Annotated in this window: 25 protein-coding genes and 1 pseudogene; 11 read left to right on the top strand and 15 right to left on the bottom strand. The window is 62.6% G+C overall.

Going from position 1 to position 21,268, the window contains the following annotated elements:
- Position 1 precedes the first annotated feature (1 nt).
- The 3 genes from QO207_RS18130 to QO207_RS18120 all read left to right on the top strand — a co-directional run bounded on the left by QO207_RS18130 (position 2) and on the right by QO207_RS18120 (position 3,303).
- Positions 2-940, top strand: coding sequence for an MlaD family protein (locus tag QO207_RS18130; protein WP_301533708.1), 939 nt, complete (start codon positions 2-4; stop codon positions 938-940).
- Entirely contained in the window at positions 937-1,569 is a 633-nt protein-coding gene (locus QO207_RS18125) for an ABC-type transport auxiliary lipoprotein family protein (protein ID WP_301533707.1), read from the top strand. Before QO207_RS18130 ends, QO207_RS18125 begins: the two co-directional genes overlap by 4 nt.
- Before the next feature lie 87 nt (positions 1,570-1,656).
- On the top strand, positions 1,657-3,303 hold the full coding sequence (locus QO207_RS18120) for a hypothetical protein (protein ID WP_301533706.1): 1,647 nt from the start codon (positions 1,657-1,659) through the stop codon (positions 3,301-3,303).
- Between the two features lie 44 nt (positions 3,304-3,347).
- Here the strand turns inward: QO207_RS18120 and QO207_RS18115 are convergent, their stop codons facing one another.
- From QO207_RS18115 to QO207_RS18105, 3 genes are all read right to left on the bottom strand, one after another.
- Positions 3,348-3,599: a hypothetical protein gene (locus QO207_RS18115; RefSeq protein ID WP_301533705.1), complete on the bottom strand. Its 252-nt coding sequence runs from the start codon at positions 3,597-3,599 to the stop codon at positions 3,348-3,350.
- Positions 3,600-3,785: 186 nt separating this feature from the next.
- Positions 3,786-4,001, bottom strand: a complete 216-nt coding sequence (locus QO207_RS18110) for a hypothetical protein (RefSeq protein ID WP_301533704.1) — start codon at positions 3,999-4,001, stop codon at positions 3,786-3,788.
- Positions 4,002-4,108: 107 nt separating this feature from the next.
- Positions 4,109-4,501 carry a hypothetical protein gene (locus QO207_RS18105; protein WP_301533703.1) on the bottom strand — a complete coding sequence of 131 codons (393 nt, stop codon included), beginning with the start codon at positions 4,499-4,501 and terminating at the stop codon, positions 4,109-4,111.
- A gap of 297 nt (positions 4,502-4,798) precedes the next feature.
- Here QO207_RS18105 and QO207_RS18100 point away from each other — a divergent pair, with 297 nt between their 5' ends.
- From QO207_RS18100 to QO207_RS18080, 5 genes are all read left to right on the top strand, one after another.
- Positions 4,799-5,800 carry a D-cysteine desulfhydrase gene (locus QO207_RS18100; RefSeq protein ID WP_301533702.1) on the top strand — a complete coding sequence of 334 codons (1,002 nt, stop codon included), beginning with the start codon at positions 4,799-4,801 and terminating at the stop codon, positions 5,798-5,800.
- A gap of 118 nt (positions 5,801-5,918) precedes the next feature.
- Positions 5,919-6,719: a cystine ABC transporter substrate-binding protein gene (gene tcyJ / locus QO207_RS18095; RefSeq protein WP_301533701.1), complete on the top strand. Its 801-nt coding sequence runs from the start codon at positions 5,919-5,921 to the stop codon at positions 6,717-6,719.
- Positions 6,719-7,390, top strand: a complete 672-nt coding sequence (tcyL, locus tag QO207_RS18090) for a cystine ABC transporter permease (protein WP_253445120.1) — start codon at positions 6,719-6,721, stop codon at positions 7,388-7,390. The genes tcyJ and tcyL overlap by 1 nt, the downstream gene beginning before the upstream one ends.
- Complete coding sequence (gene tcyN, locus QO207_RS18085; RefSeq protein ID WP_301533700.1) at positions 7,387-8,154, top strand: L-cystine ABC transporter ATP-binding protein TcyN; 768 nt, start codon at positions 7,387-7,389, stop codon at positions 8,152-8,154. The genes tcyL and tcyN overlap by 4 nt, the downstream gene beginning before the upstream one ends.
- 126 nt (positions 8,155-8,280) lie before the next feature.
- Positions 8,281-8,976 carry a pirin family protein gene (locus QO207_RS18080; RefSeq protein WP_301533699.1) on the top strand — a complete coding sequence of 232 codons (696 nt, stop codon included), beginning with the start codon at positions 8,281-8,283 and terminating at the stop codon, positions 8,974-8,976.
- A 90-nt stretch (positions 8,977-9,066) separates the two neighbouring features.
- On the opposite strand, the gene QO207_RS18075 is transcribed toward QO207_RS18080, so the two are convergent.
- From QO207_RS18075 to QO207_RS18025, 11 genes and pseudogenes are all read right to left on the bottom strand, one after another.
- Entirely contained in the window at positions 9,067-10,530 is a 1,464-nt protein-coding gene (locus tag QO207_RS18075; RefSeq protein WP_301533698.1) for a glucosyltransferase domain-containing protein, read from the bottom strand.
- 359 nt (positions 10,531-10,889) lie between these two features.
- Positions 10,890-11,309 (bottom strand): divergent PAP2 family protein, encoded by a 420-nt coding sequence (locus QO207_RS18070; protein ID WP_301533697.1) that lies wholly within the window; start codon positions 11,307-11,309, stop codon positions 10,890-10,892.
- Positions 11,306-12,193 (bottom strand): decaprenyl-phosphate phosphoribosyltransferase, encoded by an 888-nt coding sequence (locus QO207_RS18065; protein WP_301533696.1) that lies wholly within the window; start codon positions 12,191-12,193, stop codon positions 11,306-11,308. Before QO207_RS18065 ends, QO207_RS18070 begins: the two co-directional genes overlap by 4 nt.
- A 154-nt stretch (positions 12,194-12,347) precedes the next feature.
- Positions 12,348-13,010, bottom strand: coding sequence for an O-methyltransferase (locus QO207_RS18060; RefSeq protein WP_301533695.1), 663 nt, complete (start codon positions 13,008-13,010; stop codon positions 12,348-12,350).
- A 15-nt stretch (positions 13,011-13,025) separates the two neighbouring features.
- On the bottom strand, positions 13,026-13,556 hold the full coding sequence (locus tag QO207_RS18055) for a C40 family peptidase (RefSeq protein WP_301533694.1): 531 nt from the start codon (positions 13,554-13,556) through the stop codon (positions 13,026-13,028).
- Positions 13,557-13,636: 80 nt separating this feature from the next.
- Positions 13,637-14,263, bottom strand: a complete 627-nt coding sequence (locus QO207_RS18050; RefSeq protein WP_301533693.1) for a C40 family peptidase — start codon at positions 14,261-14,263, stop codon at positions 13,637-13,639.
- A gap of 69 nt (positions 14,264-14,332) precedes the next feature.
- Positions 14,333-15,097 carry an NAD-dependent deacylase gene (locus QO207_RS18045; RefSeq protein WP_301533692.1) on the bottom strand — a complete coding sequence of 255 codons (765 nt, stop codon included), beginning with the start codon at positions 15,095-15,097 and terminating at the stop codon, positions 14,333-14,335.
- Between the two features lie 29 nt (positions 15,098-15,126).
- Positions 15,127-15,798 carry a DNA-3-methyladenine glycosylase I gene (locus QO207_RS18040; RefSeq protein ID WP_301533691.1) on the bottom strand — a complete coding sequence of 224 codons (672 nt, stop codon included), beginning with the start codon at positions 15,796-15,798 and terminating at the stop codon, positions 15,127-15,129.
- 19 nt (positions 15,799-15,817) lie between these two features.
- Positions 15,818-16,645 carry a tRNA 2-thiocytidine(32) synthetase TtcA gene (gene ttcA, locus QO207_RS18035; RefSeq protein WP_017522174.1) on the bottom strand — a complete coding sequence of 276 codons (828 nt, stop codon included), beginning with the start codon at positions 16,643-16,645 and terminating at the stop codon, positions 15,818-15,820.
- Between the two features lie 196 nt (positions 16,646-16,841).
- Complete coding sequence (locus QO207_RS18030; RefSeq protein WP_301533690.1) at positions 16,842-17,513, bottom strand: hypothetical protein; 672 nt, start codon at positions 17,511-17,513, stop codon at positions 16,842-16,844.
- 57 nt (positions 17,514-17,570) lie between these two features.
- A pseudogene (locus QO207_RS18025) lies at positions 17,571-18,006 on the bottom strand (tyrosine-type recombinase/integrase); the annotation flags it as partial.
- A gap of 38 nt (positions 18,007-18,044) precedes the next feature.
- On the opposite strand from QO207_RS18025, the gene QO207_RS18020 reads away from it, so the two are divergent.
- From QO207_RS18020 to QO207_RS18010, 3 genes are all read left to right on the top strand, one after another.
- The gene (locus QO207_RS18020; RefSeq protein ID WP_301533688.1) at positions 18,045-18,641 is read left to right on the top strand and encodes a DNA-J related domain-containing protein; all 597 of its coding nucleotides are present in this window, start codon (positions 18,045-18,047) and stop codon (positions 18,639-18,641) included.
- 160 nt (positions 18,642-18,801) lie between these two features.
- Positions 18,802-19,398, top strand: coding sequence for a Yip1 family protein (locus QO207_RS18015; RefSeq protein ID WP_138215354.1), 597 nt, complete (start codon positions 18,802-18,804; stop codon positions 19,396-19,398).
- Positions 19,399-19,566: 168 nt separating this feature from the next.
- A complete protein-coding gene (locus QO207_RS18010) occupies positions 19,567-20,064 on the top strand; it encodes a SprT family zinc-dependent metalloprotease (RefSeq protein ID WP_301533687.1) in 498 nt (165 codons plus the stop codon).
- A 6-nt stretch (positions 20,065-20,070) separates the two neighbouring features.
- Here the strand turns inward: QO207_RS18010 and QO207_RS18005 are convergent, their stop codons facing one another.
- Positions 20,071-21,252 (bottom strand): CaiB/BaiF CoA-transferase family protein, encoded by a 1,182-nt coding sequence (locus QO207_RS18005; RefSeq protein ID WP_301533686.1) that lies wholly within the window; start codon positions 21,250-21,252, stop codon positions 20,071-20,073.
- Positions 21,253-21,268: the final 16 nt, after the last annotated feature.

The following is a 21,268-nucleotide window of genomic DNA, read 5'->3' as shown; positions in this document are numbered from 1 at the left end:
AATGGAAACCCGTGCCCATCACGTACTGATCGGCCTGTTCACCCTGGTGGTGTCGATCGGCGCGCTGCTCTTCGCCCTGTGGCTGGCGCAGTCGAGCAACGACCAGAAGTACAAGATCTACGACGTGATCTTCAACGAGGCGGTGACCGGTCTGTCCGAGGGTGGCACCGTGCAGTACAGCGGCATCCGCGTCGGCGACGTGGTGTCCCTGCGCCTGGACCCGAATGATCCGCGCAAGGTCCGCGCACGCATCCGCGTTTACGACAGCACGCCGATCCGCGAAGACACGCGCGCCAAGCTGGCACTCACCGGCGTCACCGGCCAGGCGATCATCCAGCTGTCCAGCGCCGCCCAGGACAGCCCGCCGCTGGCCAGCAAGGACGGCGAGGTGCCGGTGATCAAGACCATCCCCTCGCCCTTCGCCAAGCTGCTGGCCAACGGCGAGGACATCGCGACCAACATCAACAACCTGATCAACAACGTGAACCGCATGTTCTCCCAGGAGAACGTCGACCGCATCAGCCGCACCCTGGACCACATCGACCAGGCCACCGGCGTGGTCGCCGAGCAGCGCGACGACATCCGCAAGACCGTGCAGGAACTGGCCGCCGCCAGCGAGCAGGCGCGCCTGACCTTCGCCAACGCCAGCTCGATGCTCGAACAGGCCAACCGCACACTGGGCAGCCGAGGGCCAGCGCTGCTCGACGATACGCAGAAGACCCTGACATCCCTGCGCAACAGCAGCGAACGCGTGGAAAAGCTGCTCGACAGCAACTACGACTCGGTGAACGGCGGCCTCAATGGCCTGGGCGAGATCGGCCCGGCGATCCGCGAACTGCGCTCCACCCTGGAAGACCTGCGCGGCGTCACCCGTCGCCTGCAGGAGAACCCCACCGGCTACCTGCTCGGCCGCGAGCGCAACAAGGAGTTCCAGCCATGACCGCCCTTCCCCGCCTGCTCGGCGTCGCCGCCCTGGTCAGTCTGCTGGGCGCCTGCTCGATCCTCCCGGAAGCGGAGAGCCCGGACTTCTACCTGCTGCCGGCCGCCCAGCAACCAGCACGCAGCAACGCGGCGATTGACTGGTCATTGCGCGTCAGCGCGCCCAACGCCAGCCTGGCGCTGGACAGCAACCGCATAGCCGTGGTCCCGCAGGGCAACCAACTGAGCAGCTACCAGGGCGCGCGCTGGAGCAACCGCGCACCGGGGCTGCTGCGTGACCGCCTGCTCGACGCCTTCACCGCCAACGGCAGCGTCCGCGCCCTGAGCAGCGACGAAGCCAGCCTGCAGGCCGACCTCGACCTGACCGGCGAGCTGCGCGCCTTCCAGAGCGAGTACCAGGACGGCAAGCCGGTGATCCACATCCGTTACGACGCCCGCCTGGTGCGCACGCTCGGCCAGCGCATCGTCGCCTCGCGCACCTTCGAAGTCCGCCAGCCGGTGGACGGCAAGCAGGTGCCCGAAGTGGTCAGCGCCTTTGGCAAGGCGGCCGACCAGCTGTCAGCGCAGGTGGTGGAGTGGACGTTGCAGCAGGGAACCCTGATTCACAAACAGGAACAACACAGCCAGTAAATCTCCGGCCAACCGGGTCGAAACCGGGTTGTGCAAAAAAAAGGAAGCGCTCAAGCTCGCAGGTTCCGACTGCAAGGGAATGCACGAATGGACATGAATGCCTGGCTTCGAAAACTGCTCGGGCGCCCGAGCGAGGCGATCGAAACCAATCCCATCCTGCTTCAGGAGCACGCCCGGAGAGCCTGGCCTGCAGACCAGCAGAGCCTCTACGGGTATCTCTCTCACTACGTCGACTACCCCGACGGCCTCCCCGACGATGCGACCACGCTACCGGATGAAGTTCCTGCCGCCGAAGGCGAACTGAGCTGGAGCGCCGGCGCCCTCGATGGCGTGGTCGGCCACCATGGCAATGCCGGGCAGTCCGATGAAGTGGACCAGTTGCTCGGCAAACTCCGGGCGGCGTGCGACAGCCCCAACTCCCTTGCGCCCCATACGCTGTATGAACACCTCTGCCGTGCCTCGCCGCTGGAGTACCTCGATCCGTTGATCGAGCGCCTGCCGGATTACCCCGGAATCAGCAGAGAAAAACTGGAGCCGTTGGCGCTGTGGCTGGCCACCGAAGCGCCCGATCGCGCCCCGGTGAAGTTCGCCATGGCAATGCTGGGGGTTCTGGGAAACAGAGCGCATGTCGACATCCTGACCACCCTCGGCCTGCATGAAGAGTTCACCCTGTACGCCGCAGTGGCCCTGGGCAATCTGCTCGACCCGGAGGAAGCCGAGCAGAAGCAATGGCAACTTGCTCGCAAGGTGCACGCCTGGGGGCGAATCCATCTGGTCGAGCGCCTGGCGCAAACCAGGGACATGCAGATTCGCGACTGGCTGCTGCGAGAGGGCTACCGCAACGGCGTGATGTACGAATACCTCGCGTACAGTTGCGCCGTTGGCGGACAACTGGCCGCCGCACTCTCGGTCCCCGCCGTCGCACTGGATGACGATCTGCTGAATTGCGCGGCGGAGATTCTCTCGGCCTTGCTCTGCGGCGGCCCCGCCCGCGACATTCGTGACTATGCCGATGGCGCCTGGGCTTGCGACAGCTATCTCCTGCAGGTGAGAAATCGCCGGAGCGGCTCCCTGCAATCACTGCAAACCACCGGGCAGATTCTCGAGTTCCTGCAAGGCGATGAAGACTGGGATTCCCTGGCACAGTCCGGCTGGACGCCACAAGCTCGTGAGCTTCTGGCAGCAAGAGCCAAGACCTTCATCGACAACCCCGTCTGGCCGGAAACGGCACTTGCTGCGCTGCAGGAGAGCGACCGCCAGCAGGTCTGGCAGGGCATTTCGGCCGCTCGGCTGCTGGACCTGGACATCTGGGAACCGCTGTTCCTGCGCCAGGCAGAGGGACGCGGTGAACACTGGTACCAGTTGATGCAAACCCGCGACATCGAGCGCCTGCGACGAGTGCTGGACCTAGCGCGACAGCAACTGGACCTTGCCGCCATCGCCAGCGGCCCTGGCGAAACCCTCGGGCTGGGCCCGGCGTACCAGCAGCACAACGACCTCGATTTCATCCTGCAGGATCTCGAACATTTCCCCGGCGAGGGCTGGGACCTTATTCGCGCAGGCCTGAACAGCCCCACAGTGCGCAATCGCAACATGGCACTCAAGGCGATATCGGCGTGGCCACGGGAAACCTGGCCGGAAGACGCACTATCGACGCTTCGCAAATGCCGGCAGGCAGATCCCAACGAAGGTGTCCGGCAGCGCTGCGAAACGCTATTGCAGGACCAGCATTAAACCCGTGGTAATAGCGGGCCGAACCTCAGGCCGGCTTGACTGGCTCAGCGGCACTGATACGGGCTTTCGCCCTCCAGTTCCTGCTCCGATTCCACGTCCTTGATGGTGACGATGGCCTTTGGATAGACCGAGCACAGCGAGTTGCGCACGGTGTAGATGCCGCTGCCATGGGCGAGGAACTTGCCCTTGCTCAGCTCCTTGCCCGATTCATCGTGGGCCGTGACCTCGTAATTGCCGGTCATGGTGATGCAGCCGGCCAGCGCCAGCAGGGAAAGGACAGGGACGAGGAATTTCATGAATTCTCCTTTGACGCGAGGCGCCTGCGAGCGGCGCAGTTGTCGATCCTTGACGTGTTCGCGAGAGCGGGAAGTTGCCAGCCAACCTGGCCCGGCAGATGCGCATACGACCCGGAGCGGGCGGCGCAGTTCAGCCAGCGCACCCGCAAGGGCGCTGGCCGAGGGCGTTTCGGACGAGAGGTCGCCTCAGCGCTTGCCCATGGAGCGACGCGAGCCGCGTGGGTGCGGCGGACGGTACTCGTCCCTGTCGTGGGCCTTGCGGTGCTGGTAGGAGGAATTGGCCTGCTTCTGCGCAGCAAGCGCAGCCTTGGCGAGTTCCGCCAGGGACAACGTGGGTTGTTCCTGCGGAGTTTCCTGGGTGTTTTCCGCGCTATCGTCGCGCGGCGGCTGGGAGGACGTCATGGGGGAACCGGATAAAAGAGTTTGACCGGCGCACATGATAGCTGAAGACGCCCTGCTCCCGCTGCTGTCCGCCTGGAGGAATCTCACAGGCGGCGCACCGTGCTCTGTCAGGTCGGCGGGAAAATGGTGTCCGGTCGGTTCACGTATTCAATGGCCTCCTTCTCCGTAAGCACCCAGACCTGGCTGATCCGGCTGTCCAGCCCGACCTTGATACCGACGAACTTCCCGGTGATCTGCGGCAGCAGCCCATAGACCATGAAGCGGTTGTTCTCGTCGCGGATGCGCACCGAGACCGACAGCGGATAGCTGACCGTCTTGTCATACAGCCACAGGGTCATCACCTGGCGCACCAGGCTGGGCTTGGGGCGCTTCAGGGTGATCACCGGGTACACCGCGCTGTCGACGAAGCCCACCATCATCCCCGAGGGAATGACCCGATCGGCCAGCGCCGGCGCACTCAACCCCAGCAGCAGGGCAAGCCCGCCCACCAGCTGAAGCATCCTGCGTTGCAGCGAAGTGCGTGAAGGTACTGCTGAAGTCATCGGATTTCCCCGCCCTGGTTTTCCTGTTTTCGTTATCTGCCCGGTTATAGACCCGGATCTGAGCGTGGAGCGTAGCGGTTCGCCACGCCGCTGTCCGCACATTGATTCACAGCCTCTGGAGTTTCCCCGCGCGAGATTGCAGATCGACGCGCGACATTCCCGTGCAGGGCCGCGTCACGCGTCTGCCGGCCGCATTGCCGGCGGCCCGCGCGCACTCTATCGTGATGCCTCCCGCTGCCAGATCGAGAACCCGCCATGAGCGCCCTGCGCGAAGCCCTTGCCCGCTTTCCCCGACTCGACCTGGCCGGCGGCCCGACGCCGCTGGACAAGCTGGAGCGGCTGTCCGCACAGCTGGGCCGCGACCTGTATGTGAAGCGCGACGACACCACGCCCTTCGCCCTGGGCGGCAACAAGGTGCGCAAGCTGGAGTTCCTCGCCGCCGATGCCCTGAATGCCGGTGCCGATACGCTGGTCACCGCCGGGGCGATCCAATCCAACCATGTACGCCAGACTGCCGCCGTCGCGGCGAAGCTCGGCCTGCGCTGCGTGGCGCTGCTGGAAAACCCCATCGGCACTGCTGACCGCAACTACCTGAGCAACGGCAACCGCCTGTTGCTGGACCTGTTCGGCACCGAAGTCGAGCTGGTGCCCAACCTCGATACCGCGGACGAGTTGCTGGCGCAGACCGGCGAACGCCTGCGTCGCGAGGGCCGCAAGCCCTATATCGTGCCCATTGGCGGCTCCAACGCGCTGGGCGCGCTGGGTTACGTCCGTGCCGGGCTGGAACTGGCGGAGCAGATTCGCGCCAGCGGCCAGGAGTTCTCCGCCGTGGTACTCGCTTCCGGCAGCGCCGGCACCCATGCTGGCCTGGCCATCGCGCTGGCCGATGAGCTGCCGGAACTGGACGTCATCGGCGTGACCGTCTCGCGTACTGATGCGGCGCAGCGGCCGAAGGTGGAAGGGCTGGTCGAGCGCACGCTGGAACTGCTCGGCCACGGCGCGCCGGCCCAGCCGAAAACCCAACTGTGGGACGAGTATTTCAGTCCGCGCTACGGCGAACCCAATGCCGGCACGCTGGAAGCCGTGCGCCTGTTGGCCAGCCAGGAGGGCCTGCTGCTGGACCCGGTGTACACCGGCAAGGCGATGGCCGGACTGCTCGATGGCATTCGCCGAGATCGCTTCGTGAAACCCGGGCCGCTTCTATTCCTGCATACCGGTGGCTCACCGGCTTTGTTCGCTTATCAGCCGGCGACTTGACGGCACGCGACCAAGAACTAAGCATGTAATTTTTTATTATTTTATTGCATAACGATTCCAGCCCTATAGTCGCCACGCGTTGACTAACCTGCTTAAAACACCAAAAACGGGGACCACCATGACCTTCTCCGCACTGCGACGTCATTTCCTGCTTGCCAGCCTGACCCTCACCCTCGGCGCCAGCCTCTTCGGCCAGGCCCAGGCCGCCGACGACCTGCTCGCCCAGATCAAGGAGAAAGGCCAGGTCCGCGTGGGCCTGGAAGGCACCTACCCACCCTTCAGCTTCCAGGACGAGAACGGCAAGCTGGCCGGTTTCGAAGTGGACTTCTCCAACCTGATCGCCAAGGAGCTGGGCGCCACCGCCAAGCTGCAGCCGACCAAGTGGGACGGCATCCTTGCTGCGCTGGAATCCAAGCGCCTGGACCTGGTGATCAACCAGGTGACCATCTCCGAGGAGCGCAAGAAGAAGTACGACTTCTCCGACGCCTACACCGTTTCCGGCATCCAGGCGCTGGTGCGCAAGGGTGACGAAGGCAAGTACGACACGCCGGAGAAACTCGCCGGCGTGAAGGTCGGCGTGGGCCTGGGCACCAACTACGAGCAGTGGCTGCGCGAGCACGTGCCGCAGGCTGACGTGCGCACCTACGAAGACGACCCGACCAAGTTCCAGGACCTGCGCAGCGGCCGTATCGACGTGATCCTGGTGGACCGCCTGGCCGCCTTCGACATGGTCAACAAGACCAACGGCGCCATGGCCCTCACCGGCGCGCCCTTCGCTCGCCAGGAAGCCGGCATCGCCCTGCGCAAGGGCAACCCGGAGCTGCTCGCGGCGCTGAACAAGGCCATCGAGAAGCTGCGCGCCGATGGCGAGCTGAAACAGCTGTCGGAAAAGTGGTTCAAGGCTGACGTGACCCAATGATCGACGCAAGCCTGCAGCTTGCGCTGGATTCCGCGCCCTTCCTGCTGAAGGGCGCGGTCTTCACGGTAGTCCTCAGCGTAGGCGGCATGTTCTTCGGACTGCTGCTCGGTTTCGTCCTGGCGCTGATGCGCCTGTACGGTTTCACTCCCGTGCGCTGGATCGCGCGCATCTACGTGTCGTTCTTCCGCGGCACGCCGTTGCTGGTCCAGCTCTTCATGATCTATTACGGCCTGCCCCAGGCCGGAATCGAACTCGACCCGCTGCCCGCGGCGCTGATCGGCTTCTCGCTGAACATGGCCGCCTATGTCTGCGAAATCCTCCGCGCTGCCATCGGCTCCATCGACAAGGGCCAGTGGGAAGCCGCCGCCAGTATCGGCATGACCCGCGCCGAGACCCTGCGCCGGGTGATCCTGCCGCAGGCTGCGCGCACCGCCCTGCCGCCGCTGGGCAACAGCTTCATCTCGCTGGTCAAGGACACCGCCCTGGCCGCCACCATCCAGGTCCCGGAACTGTTCCGCCAGGCCCAGCTGATCACCGCGCGCACCTTCGAGGTCTTCACCATGTACCTCGCGGCCGCGCTGATCTACTGGATCCTCGCCAGTATCCTGTCGCACCTGCAGAACCGCCTGGAAGACCGGGTCAACCGTCATGACCAGGAGCACGACGCATGATCGAAGTACACCAGCTGACCAAACAGTTCCGCGGCCAGGAGGTGCTCAAGGGCATCGACCTGACCGTCGAGGCCGGCGAAGTGGTCGCGATCATCGGCCCCAGCGGCTCAGGCAAGACCACCCTGCTGCGCTGCCTGAACCTGCTGGAGGTGCCCAACGGCGGCACCATCAAGGTCGGCGAGATCCTCATCGATGCATCCAGGCCGCTCAGCAGCCAGCAGGGATTGATCCGCAAGCTGCGCCAGCACGTGGGCTTCGTCTTCCAGAACTTCAACCTGTTCCCCCACCGCACCGCGCTGGAGAACGTGGTGGAAGGCCCGATCATCGTGAAGAAGGAGCCGCGCGCCCAGGCCATCGAGCGCGCCCGCCAGCTGCTGGCGAAAGTCGGGCTGGCCGGCAAGGAGGACTCCTATCCAAAGCGCCTCTCCGGCGGCCAGCAACAGCGCGTCGCCATCGCCCGCGCCCTGGCCATGCAGCCGGACGTGATCCTGTTCGACGAGCCCACCTCGGCGCTGGACCCGGAGCTGGTCGGCGAGGTCCTGTCGACCATCCGCGGCCTGGCCCAGGAAAAGCGCACCATGGTCATCGTCACCCATGAGATGAGCTTTGCCCGCGACGTGGCCAACCGGGCGATCTTCATCGACAAGGGCGTGATCGTCGAACAGGGCGACGCCAAGGCCTTGTTCGCCCACCCGAAGGAAGAGCGCACCCGCCAGTTCCTCAGCAAATTCCTCGATCAGGGCGAGAAGCGCACGGCGGAATAGAATCGACTTATTCGATTAATATGCGCCGATATTTGCGCTTTTCTATCGATCAACTGCGCGAGAAGATAGTCCCATGAACCGCGCGGACTGGCCCACCGGCCAGCCGCGCCCCACGAGGACTAAGTCATGATCGAACGCAGACCCTTCCAGCAACTCGGCGGCGCCAACCACGGCTGGCTCAACGCCAAGCACCACTTCTCGTTCGCCGAGTACTACGACGCCGAGCGTATGGACTGGGGCAACCTCCGCGTCTGGAACGATGACGAAATCGCTGCCGGCACCGGCTTCCCGCCGCACCCGCACCGCGAGATGGAAATCATCACCTACGTCCGCCAGGGCGCGATCACCCACCAGGACAGCCTGGGCAACAAAGGCCGTACCGAAGCGGGCGACGTGCAGGTGATGAGCGCAGGCTCGGGCATCGTGCACTCCGAGTACAACCTGGAGAAGGATGTCACCAAGATCTTCCAGATCTGGATCATCCCCTCGGTCCGTGGCGGCACGCCGTCCTGGGGCGCCAAACCCTTCCCGAAGGGCGACCGCGCCGGGCGCTTCGTGACCCTGGCCAGCGGCTATGAAAACGACGGCGATGCCCTGCGCATCCGCGCCGAAGGCCGTATGGTCGCCGCCACCCTGAAAGCCGGCCAGACTGCCGAGTACGAACTGGGCGACCGCCGCGCCTATCTGGTCCCGGCCACGGGCAAGGTCGAAGTCAACGGCATCGAGCTGCTGGCCCGCGACGGCGCCGCCATCGCCGATGAGGCCGTGGTACGGGTCACCGCGCTGGAAGACAGCGAAGTGATCCTGGTGGATGTCGCCTGATTATCGGCGATGGAAACAGAAAGGCACGCCTCGAGGCGTGCCTTTTCATTGGCGCAGGCGGCTGGACTCAGACCTGGGTCATGACGAGTGTCACCGCGTGCCCATGCACACATAGAAGGCGTCGTTGACTTTCCTTATCGAGCCAGCAACCGGCCACGGCGACACCCCATCGCACTCGGCAGACTCTGCAATGGAGTCGACTCGCCACTTTCTCCCGGTTGCTTCCATGAACAGGTCGCCTGCCGCCCAAGGAACCGAGAGAGCTGAGATGTTCAGATCACCATCGATTCTGGAAAGACCCAGCGGGTGCATCCAGGGCGCTCCGACAAGAACCACCGGACTCTCGCTGCCGCCACTGCGAAGCAGCTCCTGGGCAATGCTTCCGGCTGCCCAGGCATCCCATCGATTCAACCTGAGCTGGTCATGGAGCATTGCACTGCTGTGAAATGAAAACCCGGCGGCTGCGATGAAAGTCAGCACCGGAAATGCTCGGTACAACACTCCCACACTGTTGAGATAAACCAGCAACAGCGACATACCCAGCGCAAAACCCAGGCCATACAGCGCCCTGGGAACGGGCCACCACCCTCCGGAAATACTCACCAGAAAGATGCTGCCAAGATAGAAGACCAGCGAAGCCAATGGGATCAGCAAAATACCACGGGGCCGGCGTAACCCGCTCACTGCAAGAAGAATCAGGAACACCGAAAACGCATAGCACTTCACCCCCCATGAAAGGGTCGGCTCATGGCTCAAGAGCAACTTATGCGTCAGGGACAACACCGCTCGCGCTCGCTCCTGCCACTGCTCGTGCCCGACGATCGAGCTCCTGGAATCCAGCGATACACCCGTCGTCTTCTGAATGATCAGATAGATCAAGACATATCCCACCGCTGATAGCAGATACAGCAGCAAGAACCGTCCCTCATCGCTGACCTTCAGCCACTGCCAGGAAAACTGCTTGCCCAGGGCCTGTCGAACCAGGCCGGCGATCAGGAAAAAACCGAGGATCAGGAACACGGTCTGCTGGGTCCCTGCCAGAAGTACCATCAGCACCGACAACAGCGCCCACCGACCCACTTCTACCGGCGCACTCTCACTCCTGGGACACTGCGCCGTGACAAACACCAGGGCGAGCAGCACATACGATGTCCCTTGCGTGATCAATGACTCTCGATAGGTGAAGTACTCCGTCAGGTAGGGATGACTTGCAACTACAGCCCCAACGGCCGCCAGCCCCGAAGCACGCCCCTTGTCCCTGGCGACATACAACACGCCCAGCGTTATCGCCAGGGCCGCGAAGCCGAAGAACAGAATGATAACAGGCCAGGCAATCGAGGTCGGGGTAAGCCCCAGGCTGCTCAACAGCACCTGAATTCCCGCCTGGACGAAGCGCCCCTGCCAAAGATAAAAGAGCGGATTCCTGCCTTGATGCAGGGCACCATAATCGTCAAGCGCCATGCCTGGCACCAGGGCCAACCCCTTGCTCATCAACAGCGCCAAGAGTGTGCAGGCGAAAACTAATGCGAAATCATTCTTTCCCTTGCGGTACATCGTCGCCAATCCATCTTGCAGTAGTCATTCATGGCCGGCATGGCGCACTCACGAACAATCAAGTGGCACCGGCCTGATCATGAGAATCCGGGGCACGACTTCACCCCGATAAGCAGCGGCGAATGGTGACATGTAAGTTCAAGGGCAAACGCAGGAGGAGATACAGGTCAGCGGTTTCAGGCGGCCTTTCCGGTTATTTCCGCCCCTACTACTGTCGCGGGAATACGTGATTTCCGTCCCTGTCAGTACGAACTCTGCCGCCAGCTCCACAGGAAGCCATCCTGCGGGCACCGGAGTGATAAACGACAAAGGCACGCCGATGGGCGTGCCTTTTTCAGAAGAGTGGCGGTATTGCCGGATCAGACGCTGGAGGCGGCAATACCCCAGGCCACCAGAATGCCAACCAGAATCCCGGCCCCGATCTCAATCCGGGTGTGCCCCATCCGCTCACGCAGCGACTTGTGATCGGCCGCCTCTACTGCAAGCCGATTGATCGCCGCAGCATGCCGCCCCACCTGCAGGCGCAGGCTGTTGGCATCGAGCATGACGATGAAGGCCAGGGTCAGGGCGACACCGAATGCCGGCTGATCCAAACCCTGCTTGAAAGCGATGAGTGCCGCCATGCTGCTGACGATGGCACTGTGATTGCTCGGCAGGCCACCGTAGCCAATCAGGCCGAAAGCCGGTTTGCCGGCCTTGATGCTGTTGATCGCGAACTTGCTGCAGCCAGCCACCAGCCACGCCAGAAAGGGCGTCAGAACATATGCATAGGTGCTCATGCAGGCATGCCTGGCCAGAGTGCCCACATACATACCCCACCCCAGGCGACGACGGTGAGCAATAGTTGCCAGTCAGCCAGCAGGGCATCGGTGGGCGACTCACCGCCATCGAGGGCCTCGACTACGTACCAGTAGCGGAACAGGCCGAACAGCACCAGCGGAACGGTCATCACCAGATCCGGCTTCGTCGACATGACGAACATGCTGTAGAAGAGCAGCGCGCCGGTGGCGGAGATTTCCGCATAGCGATCCACCAGCGACAGCGTGTATTTACCGAGCACCTCACGAGCTCCGGCACCGCTCTTGCTCAGTTCCTGACGGCGCTTCACTGCTGCGAGATAAAGGGCCAGGCAGAGCGTAGTGACGAACATCCAGGAGGAAACCGGCACGCTCAGCGCCACCGCGCCAGCATAGACGCGCAGCACGAAGCCGATGGCGATGGTGAAGATGTCGACCACCGGCTGGTGCTTGAGGACGAAGGTGTAGGCAAGGTTCAGCAGCATGTAACCGAAGATCACCGCCACGACCTTGGGGACCATGAGCCAGCCGACGATCAGGAGCGCATAGAGTGCCAGCAACAATGCCACTGCCGCTGCCGGCGAGACGATGCCGGCAGCCAGGGGGCGCGACTTCGATTTGACCGGATGACTGCGATCGCGCTCGATGTCGCGCAGATCGTTGACGATATAAGTCGCGGACGAGGCGAGGCAGAACAGCACGACGGCCAGCAGGGCCTGGAGGATGGCGTCTTTCTGCAGGAACTCGCCGGAAAATACCAACGGGGCGAGCACGAATCCATTCTTGACCCACTGTTTGGGCCGCATGAGCTTGATCAGACCACGTACCTGCCCAGCGGACGAAGCGGCCACAACTGACTCCTGCATGCTTTCCTTTCCTGGCTGATTTTTCTTATGGATCTTGCACGATCACGGAGGATTCCCCTGCAAGGCCGACGATTCTTGCATTAATCGCGCACGGATCAAACCCGAAAACGTGACCCTCTGCTCTCGTCGGAAACTTCAGTCTTCGTCCGAGACTTTAACGCTTGCGACAAAGACTCATCCCATCACCGATCGGCACCAGCGAGTAATCCACGCGCTTGTCCGCCTTCAGTGCCAGGTTGAGCTGCTGGATGGCACGGGTGTCCTCGCTATCCGGGTTGGCTTCCAGCACTCGTCCGCTCCACAGCACGTTGTCGAACACCACCAGGCCGCCCTCGCGCAGCAGAGTCAGCGCACGCTCCAGGTAGAGCGGGTAGTTCGCCTTGTCGGCATCGATGAATACCAGGTCGAAGCTGCCCTGCTGATCGCCGGTCACCAGCGCATCAAGGGTGACCAGTGCCGGCCCGAGGCGCAGCTCGATGCGGGAGTCGACACCCGCGTCGCGCCAGTAGCTGCGGGCGATGTCGTTGTATTCGCCGGGGAGGTCGCAGCAGAGGATGTGACCGCCCTCGGGCAACGCCTCGGCCATGCACAGCGCGCTGTAGCCGGTGAAGGTGCCGATCTCGAGGATTCGTCTGGCGCCGGTCAGTTTTACCAGTAAGGCGAGGAACTGCCCCTGTTCCGGGGCAACCTGCCAGCGCGCGTTGGGCAGGCTGGCGGTCTCGCTACGTAGCCGGGCCTTGACGGCGGAGTCACGTAGGGAGACGTCGAGCAGGTATTGGTAAAGCGAGTCGTCAAGGCTCAGTGTGCGGGTGGTCATGGGCCCTCCTGAGAATCAGGGGTGGAGGGCGAGACTCTGCACGGCGAGGACGCGCTTGGCTTCCAGGAAGGCCTTCTGCCAATAGGCGCTGTCGAGGCTGTCGAGGCGAACGGTCCCGCCCGTTCTGGGCGCGTGAACGAAGCGCCCTTCTCCGACATAGATACCCGCATGGCTGACGCCGCGTCCACCATTGGTGGCGAAGAACACCAGATCGCCACTCTGCAGGGATTCGCGGCCAACGGTGGGCGCGCGCATGGAGATCATCTCGCGGGTCGAACGCGGTAGCGCAAGGCCGGTGGCATCGCGGTAGACATAGCCGATCAGGCCGCTGCAATCGAAACCACTATCGGGAGTGTTGCCGCCCCAGCGATAGGGAGTGCCGACCAGACCAATGGCACGGATCAGGACGTCGTCAGCGGCTTGGGCGTTGTAGACGGGAGCAACGTTCGCGCGGACTACGGGAGGCGGAGCCGGCGGCGTGCGGCTGGCACAGGCGGCCAGTGAGGCGAGAACAGCGAGGAGGATGATGCGCTGAAAAACGAGCATGTGATGGCATCCCGTCAAGGAGTGCCATCACTTTGTACCAACAGTGAGTTAAGCGCAATACTTAAAGTAAAACTTTAAGTTTAGCGACTCACCGTCTTCGGCTCGTAGCCCGGTTCGAGTACGCGCTTGGCTTCCATGAAGCTCAGGCGCCAATAGCTCTCGTCCAGGCGGTCCACCCGCACACCACCGCCACGGCGGCTGGCGGAGTGGATGAACTGGCCATCGCCAATATAGATGCCGGCGTGGCTGACGCGACCGCGACCACGGTTGTTGAAGAAGATCAGGTCGCCCGGCTGCAGGTCTTCTTTCGAGACCAGCGGGACGTCCATGTTGATCATCTCCCGCGTGGAACGCGGCAGGCTGATGCCGGCTTCTTCGCGGAACAGGTAGCCCACGAAGCCGCTGCAATCGAAGCCGGTCCGCTCCGATTTCCCACCAAAGCGGTACGGAGTACCGATCAGCGAGAACGCGCGGTCCAGAATGTCGGATACATGGGCAGTGGAACTGCCGTTATCGTTTTTGGCCCCCTCGTCCTGCGACTCATTCACCAGCGCTATGTTGTGCTGGTTGACCTGGAACGCTGCTCGAGTGGCAGGTGCTGAAGCGACCTGATTCGGCTGCGATTCCGGCGAATGGCTGGCGCAAGCTGCCAGCAGCAGAACGAAACTCATGGGCACGAGGGGTGCTAAGCGTTTAAGCATGGGCACGACCGTGTCTCATTAGCTCCATTTAGTAGCGGGCTAATTTGCCCGCTCAATGGGGGCAATGCAAGTTTTTTATCGCGGAATGTGACTCAGCAGACGCGGCATAATGTCTAAGGCTCGACCCACCATTGTTTCTTCGACCGCTGAACTGAGGTCGGTAAGCCCCGGATTCACCTCGGCGGTAAAGCCTCCCGCGTCCCGCGTGCGCAGCACCGGCTCGATGATATAGGGGAAGCTCGCGGTCGTCCCCACCAGCAGTACGGCATCGAACCCCTTGCGCAATTGCGCATACAGCGAATCGATCGCCGCCTCCGGCAGCATCTCCTCGAACAGCACCACCGGCGGACGCAGGATACCCGCGCAGCGCTCGCACCTGGGCGGCAATGGGCGTCCGAGATGCCCGGCCAGATCAGCGCTTTCCAGACCGCACGACTGGCAATACAACGGTGCCAGCTCCCCATGGATCTCGATCAGACGCTCCGGCGGCGAACCGGCGCGACGATGGAAGCCATCGATATTCTGCGTCAGCACCCAGCACTCCGGCTTGAGCCGTTGCAGTTCGGCGATGGCTTCGTGGCCAGCATTGGGCTGAGCACTCAGGCAAGCCTTGCCCAGCTCAGCCAGGTACTTCCAGCACAAGGCCGGATCCTTCTGCAGCATCGGCCCGGAGAGCGCCGCCTCGATCGGCAGGCCTTCCGCCGTCCTGCCGTTATACAGACCGCCCAGTCCTCGGTAAGTCGGCATGCCGGAATCGGCGGAAACGCCAGCCCCGGTGATCACCAGGATGCGCTCTGCGCGTGCCAGCGCAGCGCCGGTGCGTTCGATAGCCGAATCCATCCGCCCCTCCTCCGCGACCAAGCCGCGCGTCAGTGGTTGACCGTGTACGACAGCATCATCGAGATATGGCACAGAGGACGGCCACTTTGTTCCTGCCAGGTGTTGAAGGCCGCTTGCACCAGGGCGAGGTCCTTCAGGCTGGTGGGCGCCTTGTCGACGATTTCCTGCGCCTTGAGCGCGGCGACCACATCGTCACTGAGGACGAAGGTGTCCTTGCCGGCCATGCGCAGGAAGCGCGGCGCCGACATGCCACCCAGCTGGTTGCCGCGCTTGGCCAGCAGCTTCCACAGGGCAACGATATCGCTGGACGGCCAGTCGGCCAGCAGCTTGCCGAAGCTGCCGTATTCGCGGGCGATGTCGAGGACGAACTGGGCGTTGCGTGGCACGCTCTTGAGCTTGCCCAGGTGGCGGATCAGCCGGGCGTCCTGCATCAGGTTTTCCAGGCGCTCGCCGCCCATCAGCACGACCTTCTCCGGATCGAAGCCGAAGAAGACTTCCTCGAAGGCCGGCCACTTGGCATCCACCAGGCTGTGCTTGAGGCCCGCGCGGAAGATGCGCAGGCTGATCAGCGACAGGTAGCGATCATCGCCGACCGCCATCAGCTCTGCCGCGGACTTCGCCTGCGGCAGGCGAGCCTCCAGCGCTTCGACCGAACCGAAGCGGTTCAGGCAGTATTCGTACAGCCACTGGTAATCGCGCATCGGGCGTCCTTGCGAGGTCTTACAGGTTCATCACGTCGAGGAAGCGCGGAGTGGCGGTCTCGTCGATGCGCAGGCTGTTGAAGTCGAACAGGTTGCGATCGGCCAGTTGCGACGGCACCACGTTCTGCAGGGCGCGGAACATGATTTCGGTACGGCCCGGCGACTTGCGCTCCCAGTCCAGCAGCATCTCCTTGACCACCTGGCGCTGCAGGTTTTCCTGCGAGCCACAGAGGTTGCACGGGATGATCGGGAATTCCTTGAGCACCGAGTAGGCCTCGATGTCCTTCTCGTTGCAGTACGCCAGGGGGCGGATCACTACGTTGCGGCCGTCGTCGGACAGCAGCTTGGGCGGCATGGCCTTGAGGGTGCCGCCGTAGAACATGTTGAGGAAGAAGGTTTCCAGGATGTCGTCGCGGTGGTGCCCGAGCGCCATCTTGGTCGCGCCGATCTCGTCAGCGTAGGTATAGAGGGTGCCACGGCGCAGGCGCGAACACAGCGAGCAGGTGGTCTTGCCCTCCGGGATCTTCTCCTTCACCACCGAGTAGGTGTCCTTCTCGATGATGTGATACTGCACGCCGATGGACTCCAGGTACGCTGGCAGCACGTGCTCGGGGAAGCCCGGCTGCTTCTGGTCCATGTTCACCGCGACGATCTCAAACTGGATCGGCGCTACCTTCTGCAGGTACAGCAGGATGTCCAGCAGGGTGTAGCTGTCCTTGCCGCCGGACAGGCAGACCATCACCTTGTCACCGTCCTCGATCATGTTGAAGTCGGTGACCGCTTCGCCAACCTGGCGGCGCAGGCGTTTCTGCAGTTTGTTCTGGTTGACCGAAAGGGTGCTGGCCATGGTGCTCTGGAATCCGAAGGGCAAGACGAAAAGCCGGTCATTTTACGCGCAAATCGCCAACGACGGACACCAGACCTTCAAGCCACTGATCTAGAAGGTGTTTCCACTCACCTATCGTGGAGGTGTCGAAGGAGTGTCGAAGATCGACAAAACACGGGAAAAACCACGTTGGGATGACATGGCCGACAGCTGACTCTCAACGAAGAAGAAGCAGAGCAGAGGAAAAAGCCACCACCGTAATCAGTACCCCAATCCCAACGCCAAGCAGCAGCGACTTCAAACGATCGTGCTTTGTCCGAAGCATCCCGGCCTGCTGGGTCAAGGAGTGAACTTCATGCTTGTGTCGATTTAATGCTTTCTCGATCAGACCGATCACTCTGGAACCTTCAACCAGTGGAGAAGCTGCGTTTTCTGATGAGGCAGAGTTAGACGGAGATTCGACAATCGTTCTCTCCCCCGCAACCGCAATGATGCTGCCACCAGCGCCGGCACATGCGAGGTTAATGAATGAAGACCAGGTTTCCAGCAGGTTCCTACCCGTATCTAGCCCGTAAGCTGCGTTAGCGCCCAATAGCGTTGAAAACCATAGATCACCATAGGCGAGGGCATCGTTGAACTGGGAAGCGATGCAAATCGTATAAACAAAGGGAGTAACCACACCGAGTGCCACTAGTAGCCCACCTTTCATGACTCTCTTCAACCGTGCCTGAAGGAGTAAAGCGAAAGTCGCGGCGGCAAAAAAAATAAGTATTACTCCCCCGAGAATCGGCTGATGCAGCTTTACGGATACATAACCGGCAAGAACGAAGCCAAGCACACAGATGAACGCAAAAACCCATGAGCAAAAAGGGGAGGAATTTTTTGTCATTGTCTTAAATCTTGGAATGCATGATTGAGATAGTTGAAGTTCGGCATTATCTCATTTTCAAAGCGCTGCGGAGGAACCGTCAAAAATTGAAAGGGGGTTTAGACGTACCGCATCCTGCAAATACTCAGGCGAAAGATGCGCATATCGCATCGTAATGTTCAACGACGTATGGCCAAGAATCTCCTTAAGGGCCAGAATGTTCCCGCCATTCATCATGAAGTGCAACGCGAAGGTGTGGCGCAGGACGTGGGTGCACTGGCCACGCGGCAGCTCGATGTTGCAGCGCTTCACCATGCGGGCTAATGCCTCGCGGCAGAATGGGAAGCGGGTCTTGCTGGCGAAATAGGTTTCAAGCCGATCCTGTAGCTCCGGGGGAGATTGGCACCGTGCATACTCGCTTCGACTTGGTATTACACAGCCGGCGCGACCCCTTGGCCATTGATGACCACTATCGACCACAGGCCAGCAGTTCTTGCGCGCAAAGCGACGCATACCCCAGCCCCTCTATCGGCCTACTGCTAATCTGACAGCATGACGCCCGATCTCGACCCTTCCCTCGACCTTGCCGGCCAGCTCCTGCAGTTGCTGCAGGAAGCGCCTGAAGGAATCTCTGAATTCCAGCTGATCCAGCAGCTCAAGGCGCGCCACTCCACCCACATTCCCAACCTACCGCTGACCGACAAGCTGGTGCTGTTTCGAACTCACTTCCTGGTGTTCAACGCGCTGTATCGCCTGCGCGACCGGCTCTGGGAGGAGAACGCAGCACATCTGGAAATCGGCCCGCTGCAGATTCGTCTCTCTCCTTATATGAGCGGCGTGCAGGCGCTCGGCGAGCAGGACGCCCTACGCGCCTACTATCTGGATGAGAAGCATCTGAAGGAAACCAGCGAGCGCGACGTGGAGAAGCTGCTGGAAAGCTTCTGGACGCGGATGCAGGGCAACGAGGAAAAGGCCGCCGCGCTGGCCCTGTTCGAGCTGGAGGACGGCCCGGTGGACTATGCGCTGATCAAGCTGCGCTACCGCCAGTTGGTCAGCCAGCACCACCCTGATCGAGGAGGCAGCACCACGCGGCTGCAGTCGATCAACAAGGCGATGGAAATTCTGGAGCGCTATTACAGCCGCCCGTGAAACTTCCATTTGCTCTAAACCCACGGACGACGTGGCATGCAGCCATTCCTATACTGCGACTTAAGGTCGCATTAGTCGGCCAGGCACCGGATGACGCTGGCTACGCGTATTGGGCGCCTTGCTGGGGGGCGACCTTCTATAAGAAGAGGAGAATGCTGACATGATCCATCATGTGTGGGGGCTCTTCACCCATCCCGATCAGGAATGGCAGGACATCCGTGGCGAGGAAGAATCCATCAGCCACATGTACCTGACCCACGTCCTGATCCTCGCTGCCATCCCGGTCATTTCCGCCTACATCGGCACTACGCAGGTGGGCTGGGTACTGGGCAACGCGGGACCGGTCAAGCTGACGGCCGCCAGCGCGATACAGCTGACCATCATGACCTACATCGCCATGCTCGCCGGCGTCGCCATCATGGGCGCCTTCATCCACTGGATGGCCCGCACCTACGACGCGTCGCCATCGCTGACCCAATGCATCGTATTCGCCGCGTACACCGCTACCCCGCTGTTCATCGGCGGCCTGGCGGCGCTCTACCCGCACCTGTGGCTGGGCATGATCATCGGCACGGCCGCGATCTGCTACACGGTCTACCTGCTCTACGTCGGCATCCCGACCTTCATGAACATCCACAAGGATGAAGGTTTCCTGTTCTCCAGCTCGGTGCTGGCGGTAGGACTGGTGGTGCTGGTGGCGATGATGGCCCTGTCGGTCATCCTCTGGGGCAGCGGCGTCGGCCCGGAATACACCTGATATCACTCGATGAAAAACAACCGGGCCCGTGTGGCCCGGTTTTGTTTTGCGCGCTTGCCTGAAACTCGCCGCGCTTGCCTGAACCTGCGCCCCGGACGAGCGGCCGCGATAAATCCTCCACCCGCGCTCCGACTGCGGCATAATCTGCCCCCGTCGGAGAACCACTGTATGCCTGAACAGCTCAACGCTCGCGTCGAAGCCTGCTACCAGCAGGCCGAAGCCTTCTTCCAGCGGCGCTTTCCCCGCCCGGAAGTGAGCTTCCGGCTACGCGGCCAGAAGGCCGGCGTCGCCCACCTGGATGAAAACCTGCTGCGCTTCAACCCGCAGCTATACCGGGAGAACTACGAACACTTCCTGCAGCAGACCGTGGCCCACGAAGTGGCCCACCTGATTGCCCACCAGATGTTCGGTCCGCGCATTCGCCCGCACGGCGAGGAGTGGCAGCTGATCATGCGCGGCATCTACGGTCTGCCGCCGGATCGCTGCCACACCTACGAGATCAAGCGCCGCCGCTCCACCCGCTACCTGTATCGCTGCCACTGCGGCGAGGGCAATGAATTCCCCTTCTCCGCCCAGCGCCACAACCTGGTCGCCCAGGGCCGCCGCTACTACTGCCGGCGCTGCCGCGCGACGCTGATATTCACCGGCGAAACCCGCCGCGAGTGACGCGACTCAGGCGATGACATTCGCCGCCTTGAGCGCCGCAACCTGCTCGTCGGTGTACCCCAGTTCCGCCATTACTTCCGCCGTGTGCGCACCCAGCGCAGCACCAATATGCCGTGGCTCGGGCAGACCGGCGGAGAAGCGGATCGGGCAAGCTGCCTGCCGCTGCTCGCCGCCTTTTCCGTTGGGCACCTGGGTGACCACACCGCGCTCGACCAGTTGCGGATGCTCCACCGCCTCGGCCAGCGACAACATCGGCTCGACGCAGGCGTCCAGCGCGGCAAAACGCGTCTGCCACTCGCTGAAATCCTGCTTCTCGAACTCGATGGCGATTTCGCGCTTGAGCGCCTGCTGGTCTTCCGGCTTGGGCGATAGACCGCGCGCGGCCAGCTCCGGACGGCCGATGGCGGCGCAGAACTGCTGCATGAACTGCGGCTCCAGGCTACCCACCGAGAACCAGCGGCCATCGCGGGTGCGGTAGTAGTCGTAGAAGCTGCCGCCGTTGAGGGCGAGGCCTTCCATCTCCGGCTCGACACCCGCCGCGAGATAGCCCGCACCGGCCATGCCATGCAGGCTGAAGGCGCAGTCGGTCATGCTCACGTCGACCTGCTGCCCCTCCCCTGTCTGCTGCCGGTGGATGACCGCCGCCAGCAGACCCATCACGCCATGCAGCGAGCCGCCGCCGATGTCCGCCAGTTGCACGCCCAGCGGCAACGGGCCGCTCTCGCGGCGGCCGGTGTAGCTGGCGACGCCGGCCAGGGCCAGGTAGTTGATGTCATGGCCGGCGCGATCGCGCAGCGGCCCGGTCTGGCCGTAGCCGGTGATCGACACGTAGATCAGCTTCGGGTTGATTGCCTTGAGCGCCTCGTAGCCCACGCCCAGCTTGTCCATGACACCGGGGCGGAACTGCTCCAGCACGATGTCGTATTCCTGCACCAGCTGCTTCACCACTTCCACCGCCGCCGCCTGCTTCAGGTCCAGGGCGATGCAGCGCTTGTTGCGGTTGAGGTAGGCGTGGCTGGCCGAGGTGCCATCCACGTGGGGCGGCAGCACGCGCACCAGGTCCATACGCGTGGGCGATTCCACGCGCAGCACCTGGGCGCCCATATCGGCCAGCAGCAACGAGGCGAAAGGCCCCGGCAGCAGGGTGGAGAAATCGAGAACCTTCAGTGAGGCGAGCGGGCCGTTCATGGGCACTCCTGTTTCG

It is taken from the genome of Pseudomonas sp. CAN1, assembly GCF_030462585.1.
Classification (GTDB): Bacteria; Pseudomonadota; Gammaproteobacteria; order Pseudomonadales; family Pseudomonadaceae; genus Pseudomonas.
This window is presented reverse-complemented; position numbering and strand designations above follow the sequence as displayed.

Bases quoted from the DNA above. Each gene is read 5' to 3' on its own strand.
- QO207_RS18080 (WP_301533699.1), top strand. From the start codon at position 8,281: ATGATCGAACGCAGACCCTTCCAGCAACTCGGCGGCGCCAACCACGGC.
- QO207_RS18015 (WP_138215354.1), top strand. From the start codon at position 18,802: ATGATCCATCATGTGTGGGGGCTCTTCACCCATCCCGATCAGGAATGG.
- QO207_RS18005 (WP_301533686.1), bottom strand. From the start codon at position 21,252: ATGAACGGCCCGCTCGCCTCACTGAAGGTTCTCGATTTCTCCACCCTG.
- tcyJ (WP_301533701.1), top strand. From the start codon at position 5,919: ATGACCTTCTCCGCACTGCGACGTCATTTCCTGCTTGCCAGCCTGACC.
- QO207_RS18100 (WP_301533702.1), top strand. From the start codon at position 4,799: ATGAGCGCCCTGCGCGAAGCCCTTGCCCGCTTTCCCCGACTCGACCTG.
- QO207_RS18070 (WP_301533697.1), bottom strand. From the start codon at position 11,309: ATGAGCACCTATGCATATGTTCTGACGCCCTTTCTGGCGTGGCTGGTG.
- ttcA (WP_017522174.1), bottom strand. From the start codon at position 16,645: ATGGCCAGCACCCTTTCGGTCAACCAGAACAAACTGCAGAAACGCCTG.
- QO207_RS18065 (WP_301533696.1), bottom strand. From the start codon at position 12,193: ATGCAGGAGTCAGTTGTGGCCGCTTCGTCCGCTGGGCAGGTACGTGGT.
- QO207_RS18055 (WP_301533694.1), bottom strand. From the start codon at position 13,556: ATGCTCGTTTTTCAGCGCATCATCCTCCTCGCTGTTCTCGCCTCACTG.
- QO207_RS18040 (WP_301533691.1), bottom strand. From the start codon at position 15,798: ATGCGCGATTACCAGTGGCTGTACGAATACTGCCTGAACCGCTTCGGT.
- QO207_RS18105 (WP_301533703.1), bottom strand. From the start codon at position 4,501: ATGCTTCAGCTGGTGGGCGGGCTTGCCCTGCTGCTGGGGTTGAGTGCG.
- QO207_RS18120 (WP_301533706.1), top strand. From the start codon at position 1,657: ATGGACATGAATGCCTGGCTTCGAAAACTGCTCGGGCGCCCGAGCGAG.
- QO207_RS18060 (WP_301533695.1), bottom strand. From the start codon at position 13,010: ATGACCACCCGCACACTGAGCCTTGACGACTCGCTTTACCAATACCTG.
- QO207_RS18030 (WP_301533690.1), bottom strand. From the start codon at position 17,513: ATGACAAAAAATTCCTCCCCTTTTTGCTCATGGGTTTTTGCGTTCATC.
- QO207_RS18045 (WP_301533692.1), bottom strand. From the start codon at position 15,097: ATGGATTCGGCTATCGAACGCACCGGCGCTGCGCTGGCACGCGCAGAG.
- QO207_RS18110 (WP_301533704.1), bottom strand. From the start codon at position 4,001: ATGACGTCCTCCCAGCCGCCGCGCGACGATAGCGCGGAAAACACCCAG.
- QO207_RS18010 (WP_301533687.1), top strand. From the start codon at position 19,567: ATGCCTGAACAGCTCAACGCTCGCGTCGAAGCCTGCTACCAGCAGGCC.
- QO207_RS18125 (WP_301533707.1), top strand. From the start codon at position 937: ATGACCGCCCTTCCCCGCCTGCTCGGCGTCGCCGCCCTGGTCAGTCTG.
- QO207_RS18075 (WP_301533698.1), bottom strand. From the start codon at position 10,530: ATGTACCGCAAGGGAAAGAATGATTTCGCATTAGTTTTCGCCTGCACA.
- QO207_RS18115 (WP_301533705.1), bottom strand. From the start codon at position 3,599: ATGAAATTCCTCGTCCCTGTCCTTTCCCTGCTGGCGCTGGCCGGCTGC.
- QO207_RS18020 (WP_301533688.1), top strand. From the start codon at position 18,045: ATGACGCCCGATCTCGACCCTTCCCTCGACCTTGCCGGCCAGCTCCTG.
- QO207_RS18130 (WP_301533708.1), top strand. From the start codon at position 2: ATGGAAACCCGTGCCCATCACGTACTGATCGGCCTGTTCACCCTGGTG.
- tcyN (WP_301533700.1), top strand. From the start codon at position 7,387: ATGATCGAAGTACACCAGCTGACCAAACAGTTCCGCGGCCAGGAGGTG.